A 12,045-nucleotide genomic window follows, 5' to 3' on the forward strand; every position below is an offset into this window, starting at 1 on the left:
TACGCTGCGGTTGTGCGAGAGTCCTGCACACCGTGATTGCCGTACCGAATGGTTCAGACTCGACATTGCCGCTGCTTGGTGAAGGCTCACATTCTCTCGTTGCCAGCGTTGGATTTCCCATCCTCCCTGCCGCGTCGCATTGCTGGTCCACCCCACCGCTGTCTCGGTCGTCAACCTGCGGGCATCGTCGCGCTTCCCTGGGGCGCACGACTCTCATCCGACAGCGCCTGCAGGCACTGGCCATAGCGCGCCGTGTCGGGAAAGCGCGTGCGCAGGCGACGGTAGATATCGACCGCTTCCGCGCGCGCTGCAGAATCGCCGGGAGGAATGGCGGCGACGTTGAGCAGAGACACCGCCAGATCATCCAGCGACTCGGGCGTGCCGCCCAGCCGCTCGACCAGCTGGCGACTGAGCGCCAGGCTTTCGCGATACACCGCCTCGGCCTGCGTCCAGTCGCCCTGCGCCTGCGCCACGCGGCCTTGGTTGTTGAGCGACACCGACAGGTCGCGCAGCGATTCGGGCGTGCCGCCCAGCCGCTCGACGAGCTGGCGACTGAGCGCCAGGCTTTCGCGATACACCGCCTCGGCCTGCGTCCAGTCGCCCTGCGCCTGCGCCACGCGGCCCAGGTTGTCGAGCGACACCGATAGGTCGCGCAGCGACTCGGGTGTGCCGCCCAGCCGCTCGACGAGCTGGCGCCTGAGCGCCAGGCTCTCGCGGTACACCGCCTCGGCCTGCGTCCAGTCGCCCTGCGCCTCTGCCACGCGGCCCAGGTTGTCGAGCGACACCGATAGGTCGCGCAGCGACCCGGGCGTGCCGCCCAGCCGCTCGACGAGCTGGCGTCTGAGCGCCAAGCTTTCGCGATACACCGCCTCGGCCTGCGTCCAGTCGCCCTGCGCCTGCGCCACGCGGCCCTGGTTGTTGAGCGACACCGACAGGTCGCGCAGCGACTCGGGCGTGCCGCCCAGCCGCTCGACCAGCTGGCGACTGAGCGCCAGGCTTTCGCGATACACCGCCTCGGCCTGCGTCCAGTCGCCCTGCGCCTGCGCCACGCGGCCGAGGTTGTCGAGCGACACCGACAGGTCGCGCAGCGACTCGGGCGTGCCGCCCAGCCGCTCGACGAGCTGGCGTCTGAGCGCCAGGCTTTCGCGATACACCGCCTCGGCCTGCGTCCAGTCGCCCTGCGCCTGCGCCACGCGGCCCTGGTTGTTGAGCGACACCGACAGGTCGCGCAGCGACTCGGGCGTGCCGCCCAGCCGCTCGACCAGCTGGCGCCTGAGCGCCAGGCTCTCGCGGTACACCGCCTCGGCCTGCGTCCAGTCGCCCTGCGCCTCTGCCACGCGGCCGAGGTTGTCGAGCGACACCGACAGGTCGCGCAGCGACCCGGGCGTGCCGCCCAGCCGCTCGACGAGCTGGCGACTGAGCGCCAGGCTTTCGCGGTACACCGCCTCGGCCTGGGTCCAGTCGCCCCGCGCCTGTGCCACGCGGCCGAGGTTGTCGAGCGACACCGACAGGTCGCGCAGCGACTCGGGCGTGCCGCCCAGCCGCTCGACCAGCTGGCGACTGAGCGCCAGGCTTTCGCGGTACACCGCCTCGGCCTGGGTCCAGTCGCCCTGCGCCTGTGCCACGCGGCCGAGGTTGTTGAGCGACACCGACAGGTCGCGCAGCGACTCGGGCGTGCCGCCCAGCCGCTCGACCAGCTGGCGTCTGAGCGCCAGGCTTTCGCGGTACACCGCCTCGGCCTGCGTCCAGTCGCCCTGCGCCTCTGCCACGCGGCCGAGGTTGTTGAGCGAGATTGACAGGTCGCGGTCGCTCGACCCATCGGGTTTCGCCTGGGCACGGCGCCGGACCAGCGACAGTGCGCTGCGGGCAACGTGCTCGGCGTCGCCGGGCCGTCCGGCGGCGAGCAGTTCGTTGCTGGCTGTCCAGGCAGTCGGCAGGAACGCTTGCTCGGCTGCCGATGCTGACGCCATCCGTTGCCATTCGGCAAACGCCGGCAGGGAACCGTCCGCTGCCACCAGTGTCGCCAACGGCTCCATGGAAACCTGCACAGACGTCGGCGCCGTGTCGGGCAGCCAGCGCAACTCTTCGCTGAGGTCGCGCTTGTGCCAGATGTCCGGGGCCATGGCGCGCGTCTCGGCACGGAAATGCGCCGGCAGGACCAGCACCAGCGGCCGCTTCAGGTCGCGCTCGAGGAGGAAGCGGCGTTCGTTGAGGCGCGCGAGGAACAGCGTGCGGGCGCGGTTCCACTGCACGTCGCCGGGATGGCGCTGAATCGCATACCACACACCGCCCGGCTGCGCCGAGAGATCGGCAAGGCGGTCGACCAGCAGGTCGACGGCCGCCTCCGGATGACGAACGAAGCTGTCCTTCGCCTCGTGGCGATGCAGCGCGCGGCCCTGCATTGCCAGCCGCTGATCCAGCCAGTCGGCGAGTTGCAGCGAGGGACCGACGTCGGCGAACAGGAAAATCAGCGAGAAGCCATCGTACTGCCACTCGAGGTGACGCAGCAGATTGACGGCAACGCGTTCGGTCGGCGCGTCAAGCGCCAGTGCGGGCAACATGGGCGTCGACCAGCTCACGCAACAGCGGATGCACGTCGTACCAGTCACTGCCGTTGCGGTAGTTCAGCACCAGCCGGTTGTCGAGGAAGTGGGCCAGCGTCGGCAGTTCGCGGTCCTTCTCGAGACAGGTGTCGTGGGTCCTGGCGATGCGCTGCAACCAGAGCAGGTGCTCGCCCGGGATCGGCAGCATCTCGCTGCGCGCCGCATTCTCGGCCGCTTGGATGGCAATGGGTGACAGCGGCAGTTGCGAATCGTCGCGCACCGCCGGGAGACAAAGCCGGATCAGGCGGAAGAATTCGCGCAGGTCACCGCCGGAGCTGATCGCCAACCGGTCGAGTGCCTCCTGGGCAAACAGGCGTGACCAGTCGGGATGGCGCCTTTCGACGACGGTGCGCAACACGGCCAACCCCTCGGGATCGGGATCGCGGCTGCGGTCCTTGAAGACGTGCGTGCTGACCAGCCGGCGCGGTACCGCACCGCCCATCAGAGCGCCGGCGCCGGGGCCGAGTACCGACAGGTAAGGTGGAATCGTATAGACGATGTGCAGCAAGGGCACGCGCAAGAGTTCGGCGTGGCCGAAGAAGAGATCGCGGACGCTCTCGTAGACGGCCATGGCCTCGCTGCCGACGCCGCGAATCCGCTCGACCGAATCGATCAGCAGGACCACCTTGCGCGCCGGGTCAGACTCTCTCTCGCGAACGAAAAGCACGGCCTCGGCAAGGAAGTCGTGCGCCTCGCGCGCCAGTTGCGCCACATGACCGCGTGCTGCTTCCTGCACGCGGTGCTTGAAATCCGGATCGCTCTTCAGGGCTGCCTTGACGTCCACGCCCGGCAATCGGGCGGCGAATTCCCTGATCTCGACTTTGGTCTGCATGAACTCACGGAAGCGGTCCCAGTAGCTGCGATTCCCCGGTGACGCACCGTACTCATCCTGCACCCTCTCCGACATCGCGCCTGCCACCGAGACCAGGAAATCGCTGATCTCGACCTCCTTGGTGAGCAACAGGAACTCCGACAGGTCGGCGTAGAAGACCACCGTGCCGCCATCCTCGAGGCGCTTCTTGAGGCGCTTGAGTTCGGTGCTCTTGCCGGTGCCGCGCTGACCGGTAAACAGGCAGACGCCACCGCCATCCTGCCATTCGATCTCGGTGGCGATCTCCTCGATCGCATCGCTGAAGCCCTGGCAGTTGACTTGCGCCACATAGACCGGATCACCGGGCTCGAGCACACGATCGGCAAGCGCGTTGTACAGCGTCTTGAGCTGTTCGCGAGTGTGGGCGCTAAGGGGCATCGATCAGTCTCCGTGGCGTGGCCCAAGACCGCTGACCGTGGGTCGCACAGCCACCGCAGCCCTGCAACCTGAGCCCTCGACCCAATGGTGCCTTGGGTAAACGCAAAGCAAAGGGAACTTCAGCAGTAGGCAAAGAAGTATCTTCGGTCGCTTGTAGCCTGTCAACGGCGGTCCATCAACAGGCATGATCGCTGCCCTTTTCGCGTTCCCGTTGCTGCGATCCTCTCGGCCACGCCCTTGGGTCTGGCCAATCTCCAGCAAATCCACTGCCCGGTAGCTGGTGCTGATGAAGTGTTGCGTGTTTGCAGGTGGCGGGAGTCAGCGAAGGAAATGGCGAGTCCTTGCGCAAGGTCACGAACGCTGCGGGCGAGGTCGCCGCTGTTGCCGGCCGGTTGCAGGAAGTGGGTCGGCGGTCCACGCCCTGATCGCCCGTGGGCGGCGCGCCGGGCGGCCGCGCCCAGCGGGCCAGGACGACAGCGTTCCCGGCTGCCTTTCCTACTGCCCCGGATTCTGCAGCCGATCGCCGAACGGGCCGGCGATCGTCTCATGATGGCTGAGCAGGGCTTTCTCGAAGAGTTCCGACCAGTCCGCCGATCTCGTCGGTGGCGACGGTCTCCTGTAGCGAGATGCGCGCCTTGTTGCCGTCCGGGGTGATGCAGGCGTAGCGGGTGACGGTATCGACGAAGCTCGCCGCGGCGCGCGTGCTGACCTTGCCGCTGCCCCAGAAGCTGCTGTCCGGCGTCAGCTGGCCACCGAGAACGGTCAGACGGACCTTGAGAATCGTCGCGCCGAGACCGGTGGCGATCCGGTTCTCGATCTGCTGCGTCTGCGCGGTGGCAAAGCCACCCAAGAAACGCGTGCCGAAGGTGAGGAAGTCGTCCTGCTTCTTGTGGCCGAAGGAGAAGCTCGGCATGAACTGCGCCTCGTCCGGGGCGCGCGGGCTGTCGCCGCCGGCGTGTCCTCATCGGCGAGGGCGAACCTCGGCCGCGCCCTCGGCACGTGTCGAGGAACTTTACATCCGGCGTGGCTCGTCGCGGGCCGGCGGTCAGGAAATGCGGGCCGATCGCGCCAAGTATCTGATTGCATGCATGCACAAGCCGCACAAAGCCTAATGGCATCAATCTTGCTTATGTTGATCACGAAGCCTGGCGACATCGCTTCTGACCGACGAGCAGTCATACAACGGTCGCCAAAAGAATGTTTCTTTTTCCTCCTTTCCTCGTCTTCTCCTGGAGAACAACCATGACATCGATGAAAAGTCGCTGCAAACAGACGGCTCTCGCGAGCCTGGCGCTGATCGGTCTGGGTGTCAGTTCGCTGAGCGTCGCCGGCACCGTGACCCTCACCGGAACCATCCGCGATTTCTGCGCGCCGTCGATCACCGGGCCGAGTGCCTGCACCCAGCTTTCCGACTTCGAGGGGGCGATCCCCGGCGTGGTGACCGGCATGGTCGGGTCGACCCTGTCTTCGGGATTGCCGACCGCAGGCGCCAACATTGGCGCCGGTGCGTCGTCGGCGGCGAATTTCGCCAAGTGGTTCGTCGACTCGCCCGGCTTCAACCTGCCCACCCCGACGTCGCTGACGCTGACTGAAGGGCCGCCTGGCACCTACACCTACAGCAACGGCTCCTTCTTCCCGATCGACGGACAGCTGTACGGCGACCAGGGTCGCTCGCACAATTATCACTTCACCATGCACCTCGAAGGACAGGTCGCCTTCAGCGATCCTACCGCCGGCGCCGATCGCAGCTTCAGCTTTACCGGTGACGACGATCTGTGGATCTTCGTCGACGGCAAGTTGATGATGGACCTCGGCGGTGTGCATGGCGCAGTCAGCGGCAGCTTCACCGAGGAGGACCTGAAGGCCCAGGGACTCGTCGCGGGAACCCTGTACGATCTCGACATCTTCTTCGCCGAACGCCATACCTCGGCGTCGAGCTTTGCCATCACGACGACTCTCGAGGTTGCTGCACCGCCATCGGGAGTGCCGGAGCCGACAACGATGCTCCTCTCGCTGTCCGCCCTCGGCGCCCTTTTTGCGCGTCGGCGCCAGCGCAGCTAGGCGGGCGACCGGTTCGCTGGCTGGCGCTCCCCAGCCAGCGATTGGCACTGTGCCTGGCACGCGGCGCGGACTGCGGCAGCTGTACCGGTCGCGCGCTTGCTGCCGGCCATCCTGCTGTGCGGGTGCGCGGGCCTCGCCTGCCGCGCCCGCGATCGGCTGCTTGATCCCGCCGGCGACGGCGGGGAACCATCCGCCAGCCGTCAGCATTCCTCCGGCTGCGCGCCAACGACCCTGACCGTTCGGCCCTCCCTGATGAGGAAAGCCATTCCCGTTTTCTCGATCGTTCTCCCGCGCACGGCAGAAGGCCGATTCATGAGTCGCTGACGCGACTTTCACGCCGCCGCGCTCGCGGGCGGCGGGAAAACCCGTGCGGCCAGGCCGCTATTCCTGCTTGCCGGAGCGCCCAAAGTAGTATGATGCTTCCGGAGGCGATGAAACGTTCGTTTGCGGCCTCGCCGCGCGCGACCGCAGCTGAAATTCGAGGTGAGGGGAGCTCTGGAGTCTTGATGAGTCAGCCGCCGTAAGACATACCGCAGTCAGTTGAGCAGCGATCCCGGGCAGGCGGGCAGCCGTTGTTCTGGCGCCGACTTCACGGGTCGTCGTTCTCGCTGGGATCGACCGTTGCCAGGGGAGGGGTGATGAAGGTCTCGTTCAGGAAGAAAATCGTTCTTTCTCTCGCCGTCACGTTCGTCGCCATGCTGGCGACGGCTGCCGCGCTGATCTACGTGACGCACGTCGGCCAGTTGCGTGACGCCCTGGAAACGCGCATGCGTGGTGACGAAAGGGTGTTCCTGACCCAGATCGCCAGCGACGCCGAGGGACTGGGGCGAGCGTTGACGGCAACGGTGCGCATCGACGGTCTGCTCGACGCGTTCGAGAGTGGCAGTCGCGAGGAGCTTCTCCGGCGCGCCAAACCGCTGTTCGATGAACTCAAGGCGCAATCGAGGATCACCCATTTCTACTTCTTCACGCCGGACGGGACGACGTTCCTGCGTGTCCACAAGCCGCAGCAGCACGGCGACCGAAACACGCGCAACAGTTTCCGCATGGCGGCCAGCGCCGACAAGCTTGCGAGTAGCCTGGACATGGGCAAGAACTTCTTCTCCTTGCGCGCGGTGCGTCCGGTGCATCGCGAAGGCAGGAAGATTGGCTACTGGGAGCTTGCCCAGGAGATCGACCACGTACTGCCGGCAACGAAAGCGATCACCGGCGATGACGTGGCGGTGCTGCTGAACGACGAATACATGCGGAAAAAGGGCACCGAGATCAAGGGCGAGCAGTTCCGTGGACTGACGCTCCTCGACGCAACGAATCGCGAGGCTGTACTCGAACGGCTACGCGAGTTTGGTGTTGGCGCTGACGCGGCCGATTCGGGACTGCGCATGGGGAGCAGCCACGCACTGATGACTTTCCCGTTCAGGGATGGCGCCGGCGAGAACGCCGGACTGCTCGTGTTTTTCCGTGACATCGAGTCGGAGCGTCGTGGGCTGCATGCGGGCATCCTTCGCAGCCTGCTGTTCATCGGTGTGATCATGTTGCTCGGTGCGGCAGTCGTCGTCGCTGTGGTCGGCCGTGCGGTGGCGCAACTGGGTGGTGATCCAGCCTACGCCGTCGCCGTGACGCGGGAGATCGCCGCCGGCAATCTGGGCGTCGAGGTCCGTTCCGAGACCTCGCGCGACGATACCCTCCTCGCTGCCGTCCGCGAGATGCAGGCTGCGCTGCGCGCCATGGTCGGCGAGACCCAGCGCAGCGCGTCGCTGCTTGCCACGGAGGCGTCGACCCTCGCCCGTTCGGTCGGCGAGGCGGCGGGTGCGCTGGCCAGCGAAGCGGGCTCGGCGCGTGCCATCGCGGCGACTGTTGCCGAGGTGACCGGACGCATCGGCCAGCTGAGCACCAGCGCGGCCGAGGCACGGGCGACGGCTCTGCAGTCGGGCGAGCTTTCGCGGCAGGGCGGAGAGGTGATCGACAGCTCGGTGGCGGAGGTGTCGCGGATTGCCGAAACGGTGCAGCGGTCGGCCGCGATGATCGACGAACTAGTTCGTCAGTCGGACCGAATCTCGGCGGTGACGGCGGTGATCAAGGAGATCGCCGATCAGACGAACCTGCTGGCGTTGAATGCCGCCATCGAGGCGGCGCGCGCGGGCGAGGCCGGTCGCGGTTTCGCGGTCGTCGCCGACGAAGTGCGCAAGCTCGCCGAGCGCACCGGCAAGTCGACCCAGGAGATCAGCGGCATCATCTCGCTCGTGCAGCAGAGCACGCAGGCGGCGCTCGAGTCGATGCACCGCGAAGTCGAGCAGGTTGACCAGGGCGTTGCACTGGCGCACCGGGCAAGTGCTTCGATCCGCCAGATCGAGAGCGGGACGGCGCGGGTGGCCGAAGCCATCGCCAGCATTTCCGACCTCCTGCGCGGACAGGCTGCTGCCAGCGAGGAGGTCGCTGCCGGCGTGCGCGAGGTCGCTGGCGTGAGCGAGCGCAACGGCGAGTCGCTGCGCAGGGTCACGAAGGCTGCGGCCGAGGTTGCCGCCGTTGCCGGCCGGCTGCAGGAGGCGGTGCGGCGGTTCCGCACCTGATCGCTCGGGGGCAGGGTGGCCGGCGGGCAGCGAGGACGAAAGCCGCAGGCCGTTCGGCTTGCCCCGCCTACTGCGCCGGCTTCTGCAGATGATCGCCGAACAGGCCGGCGATCGTCTCATGATGGCTGAGCAGGGCCTTCTCGAAGAGTTCCGGCCGCACCCGGCATTCGTACTCGCTGGTTGCCGAGAAGCCGCCGGTGTAGCCGGTGTTCAGCCCGCCGAGGCGCGCCGCCAGGCTGGCGACGTTGAGCGCGACGAGTGCGACGTTCTTCGCCGTGTCGGTCGCCTTGCTGCCGTCGCTGGTGGTGTTGACCAGTTCGCCGATCTCGTCGGTGGCGACGGTCTCCTGCAGCGAGATGCGCGCCTTGTTGCCGTCCGGGGTGATGAAGGCGTAGCGGGTGACGGTATCGACGAAGCTCGCCGCGGCGCGCGTGCTGACCTTGCCGCTGCCCCAGAAGCTGCTGTCCGGCGTCAGCTGGCCGCCGAGAACGGTCAGACGGACCTTGAGAATCGTCGCGCCGAGACCGGTCGCGATCCGGTTCTCGATCTGCTGCGTCTGCGCGGCGGCAAAGCCACCCGAGAAACGCGTGCCGAAGGTGAGGAAGTCGTCCTGCTTCTTGCGGCCGAAGGAGAAACTCGGCATGAACTGCGTCTCGTCGATCAGGTGCAGCGGCAGACCCAGCGCCGTGAAGAACAGTCCCTTGCCGGCTTTCGCATCCTGCTCGTTCGGCAGCGGCTTGAGGCCCGAGGCGGCGAGTTCGGCATACTCGGGCAGGGCGGCGAGTTCGGCGTGCTCGACCACCTCGACGCCGCGCGCGCGCAACTGCGCGACCGTCTGCTCGTAGAAGGCGTCGGTGATCGCCTGCAACTGCTCGTTGCTGCTGCCGACGAGCCGGATCGAGACGTCCGAGTCGGCGCCGATCAGTGCCTCGAGCCCGCTGAGCGACTTGCTGTAGCGCAGTTCGCTGACGAAGTCGGCCATGAAGCTGGTGATCACGACGCGCTTCACCGAGGGCAGCACATCCGGATTCTCGACGCGGACGATTTTCGCCGCCTGCGCCTTGAGGTCGGCCGGCGTGTCTGGTTCGGCGGCAATGGCAGGCGCCACGCCGATGAAGAGGGCGGTGGCGAAGAACAGATTCCGGAGCAGGCTTCTCACGGTGGAACTCCCGGCTGGTGGTCAAGGGCCGGCATTCTAACGCCAGCGCGGCCGCCGCGTCGATCGCCGCTGCCGCTTCCGTGCGGGCGAGGTCGGCATTCCGGCCGCCATCTCGCCGCTGCGCTGCCCCCGGCAGCCTGTGGTCGTTCAGCCGGCGTCGATGCCCGCCTGCAGTGCCGCTGCCAGCACGGCATCGCGCAAGGCCGCGTTGCGTGCCAGCGGAGCGCCGACGCGCCGGCCGCCCAGCACGCCACCCATCCGGTCGCCGAACGGCACCAGCGCATGACACATGGCCCGGACTCCTGATCGGACCCTCGTTTGCTCCTCGTGCCAGCGATCGCAGCGGCCGGCCGCCGGGCGTAGCGACCCGCCCGACAGAGCCGTCAGCGAGACCTCGTCCGGACCTCTTTGAGTGAGTCAATAGTCAATGCAAAACAGCATGATGAATGACAGAACAGAGAAAGGGCTCAAGCTTGCATGGAAAAGCCTTCTCTATGGATGTCGCACGGCAACGCGCCGAATAAATCTCGAAAGACCTCGAAGACAAGATGACAAGCCATTGCTTGCATTTGATGAGATGCTGCCCGACGCAGCCGAAAACACGTCCCGTCCGGTTTCAGGCATAAGCGATATCAATGAAGAGCGGCGAACCAGCTCTTCCGTCGGCCGGCCAGGCGACGGAAATCCATCTGCCAATCAGTCAGTTGCCCGCTCGGCGTCGAATGTCGACGGCACCGTATGGCTGCCGCCTGGCGATCAGCGCCTTGCTTTATAAAAAGATTTGCCTTGCGGTGCGCTGGCGCAGGAAATAGAGTTGGTTCATCGATTTCCGCTTGCAACCCGTCGGCCTGTGCCATCTGGCGCCTCCCCACGCCCGGCAGTTGGTGGCCGCGGAGCCGGCGATGGCTGCAGCGCAGTTGGTGCCCGCGGTGCTGGGGGCGTAGCGACTGCTTTCCCGGAGGGTGCTGATGGCAAATGTGTTCGCAGTGCACGCGGTCGGCAGTTCGATCGTGACCTTCCTGCGCAACACCTATCCGACCGAGATCGGCGGCCGCGCCTTGCCCGAATGCGACTTCGAGCTGGTCAGCGGCGGCCAGATGGCCAGCGAGGGCGAGGAGCGCAACCGCATCACGCTCTTCCTCTACCGCCTGACGGTAAACGAGCACTCGCGGCAGAGCGCCCACCTGCGCGGCTCGGGCAACGGCGTCGGGCCGCTCGGGCTCGACCTGCACTACCTGATGAGCAGCTGGGGGATGGCGGCGCAGGACGAGCAGGTGGCGCTGACCTGGGCGCTGCGCCAGTTGCACGAGTACCCGGTGCTCGACGCCTCGTCGCTGACTCCCGACGCCGGCTGGGCGAGCGACGAGGTGATCCAGATCATCCCGGCCGAACTGGCGACCGAGGACGTGATGCGCATCTGGGATGCGCTGACGCCTTCGTACCGGCTGTCGGTGTCCTACGTGGCAAGGCTCGTGCGCGTCGATCCCGACAGCGACGCCGCGCAGTTCCGCCCGGTGGTCGCCGGGCGCTTCGCCTACGGGGGCGCGGCGTGAGCAACCAGGCGCTGCACGAGCTCGAACGCGTCGAATGGCGCGTGCTCGGGGCGCTGCGGCCGGTCGACGGCACCACGGGCATCGTCGTGCGCGGCGCGCTCGAGGTCTCCGCAGCCGGTGCGCGCATCGTCCGCAACCGCAGTGGACTCTATGTAATCCACGAGTGGACGCGGCTCGCCAGCCATGCCGCCGCTTTCGCGGCGCCGCCGTCGCTGCCGGCAGCCGGCAGCGAACGGCTGGAGATCGCTCTGCGCGACCCGAGCGGGCGCTACCTGCCGCGACTGGTGTCGATCGCCCTGCCGCGCGATCCGCTGGCGGCGGGCGCCGATTCGCTCTTCGCGGCGGTCGATGTGCCGCTCTACCCGAGCGCCATCGCCGGGCTCGGCACCAACTGGACCGAGCTGCGGGTGCGCGTCAGCGACAACGCCGACGGGGCCGCGCTCGGTGGCGCGCTGCTGCGTGTCGTCGCTGGCGGCAGCGTGCTCGCGCGCGGCATGAGCGACTGGCGCGGCGAGGCGCTGGTGCCGGTGGTCGGCGTACCGGTCACCACCTGGTCGGAGGACGAGAACGCGGTGGTGGTGAGCAGCATCGCCGCCACCGTCGAGGTCCATTTCGATCCGGCGCTCGGTAGCCGTACGCCGTCTGCCGAGGTGCGCGCCGGCCGCCAGCCGGCGGTGCTGCGGCTGGTCGATCCGGCCGACATCGAAGCACGTCGCGCCGCCCTGCCGACGACGCAGCAGAACGTCAGCCTCGCTGCGCGGGGCGCCCTGAATCTCAACCTGGGGCTCGATCTGCCATAGGCAGCGAGTCCGTCATCCGGGCAGCACAGCGCCCGGCACGCTCGATCGAA

General features: G+C 67.3%; 10 protein-coding genes. 5 read left to right on the forward strand and 5 right to left on the reverse strand.

Features of this window, described 5'->3' with window-relative positions:
• Positions 1-170: 170 nt before the first annotated feature.
• The 3 genes from V5B60_RS15530 to V5B60_RS15540 form a co-directional block, all read right to left on the reverse strand.
• Positions 171-2,561 carry a tetratricopeptide repeat protein gene (locus V5B60_RS15530; RefSeq protein WP_332347929.1) on the reverse strand — a complete coding sequence of 797 codons (2,391 nt, stop codon included), beginning with the start codon at positions 2,559-2,561 and terminating at the stop codon, positions 171-173.
• Positions 2,539-3,852 (reverse strand): hypothetical protein, encoded by a 1,314-nt coding sequence (locus V5B60_RS15535; protein WP_332347931.1) that lies wholly within the window; start codon positions 3,850-3,852, stop codon positions 2,539-2,541. The genes V5B60_RS15530 and V5B60_RS15535 overlap by 23 nt, the downstream gene beginning before the upstream one ends.
• Positions 3,853-4,396: 544 nt before the next feature.
• Positions 4,397-4,765 carry a hypothetical protein gene (locus tag V5B60_RS15540; RefSeq protein WP_332347933.1) on the reverse strand — a complete coding sequence of 123 codons (369 nt, stop codon included), beginning with the start codon at positions 4,763-4,765 and terminating at the stop codon, positions 4,397-4,399.
• Between the two features lie 329 nt (positions 4,766-5,094).
• Here V5B60_RS15540 and V5B60_RS15545 point away from each other — a divergent pair, with 329 nt between their 5' ends.
• Together V5B60_RS15545 and V5B60_RS15550 are read left to right on the forward strand one after the other, a co-directional pair.
• The gene (locus V5B60_RS15545; protein WP_332347935.1) at positions 5,095-5,913 is read left to right on the forward strand and encodes a fibro-slime domain-containing protein; all 819 of its coding nucleotides are present in this window, start codon (positions 5,095-5,097) and stop codon (positions 5,911-5,913) included.
• Positions 5,914-6,551: 638 nt separating this feature from the next.
• Positions 6,552-8,483: a methyl-accepting chemotaxis protein gene (locus tag V5B60_RS15550; RefSeq protein ID WP_332347937.1), complete on the forward strand. Its 1,932-nt coding sequence runs from the start codon at positions 6,552-6,554 to the stop codon at positions 8,481-8,483.
• A gap of 67 nt (positions 8,484-8,550) precedes the next feature.
• On the opposite strand, the gene V5B60_RS15555 is transcribed toward V5B60_RS15550, so the two are convergent.
• Both V5B60_RS15555 and V5B60_RS15560 read right to left on the reverse strand, forming a co-directional pair.
• The gene (locus V5B60_RS15555; RefSeq protein WP_332347939.1) at positions 8,551-9,642 is read right to left on the reverse strand and encodes a hypothetical protein; all 1,092 of its coding nucleotides are present in this window, start codon (positions 9,640-9,642) and stop codon (positions 8,551-8,553) included.
• Between the two features lie 147 nt (positions 9,643-9,789).
• Positions 9,790-9,933 (reverse strand): hypothetical protein, encoded by a 144-nt coding sequence (locus tag V5B60_RS15560; protein WP_332347941.1) that lies wholly within the window; start codon positions 9,931-9,933, stop codon positions 9,790-9,792.
• Between the two features lie 148 nt (positions 9,934-10,081).
• On the opposite strand from V5B60_RS15560, the gene V5B60_RS15565 reads away from it, so the two are divergent.
• The 3 genes from V5B60_RS15565 to V5B60_RS15575 all read left to right on the forward strand — a co-directional run bounded on the left by V5B60_RS15565 (position 10,082) and on the right by V5B60_RS15575 (position 11,995).
• Positions 10,082-10,417, forward strand: coding sequence for a hypothetical protein (locus V5B60_RS15565; protein ID WP_332347943.1), 336 nt, complete (start codon positions 10,082-10,084; stop codon positions 10,415-10,417).
• A gap of 193 nt (positions 10,418-10,610) precedes the next feature.
• A complete protein-coding gene (locus V5B60_RS15570) occupies positions 10,611-11,195 on the forward strand; it encodes a DUF4255 domain-containing protein (protein ID WP_332347945.1) in 585 nt (194 codons plus the stop codon).
• A complete protein-coding gene (locus V5B60_RS15575; protein ID WP_332347947.1) occupies positions 11,192-11,995 on the forward strand; it encodes a hypothetical protein in 804 nt (267 codons plus the stop codon). Before V5B60_RS15570 ends, V5B60_RS15575 begins: the two co-directional genes overlap by 4 nt.
• Positions 11,996-12,045 lie beyond the last annotated feature (50 nt).

It is taken from the genome of Accumulibacter sp., from assembly GCF_036625195.1.
Classification (GTDB): Bacteria; Pseudomonadota; Gammaproteobacteria; order Burkholderiales; family Rhodocyclaceae; genus Accumulibacter.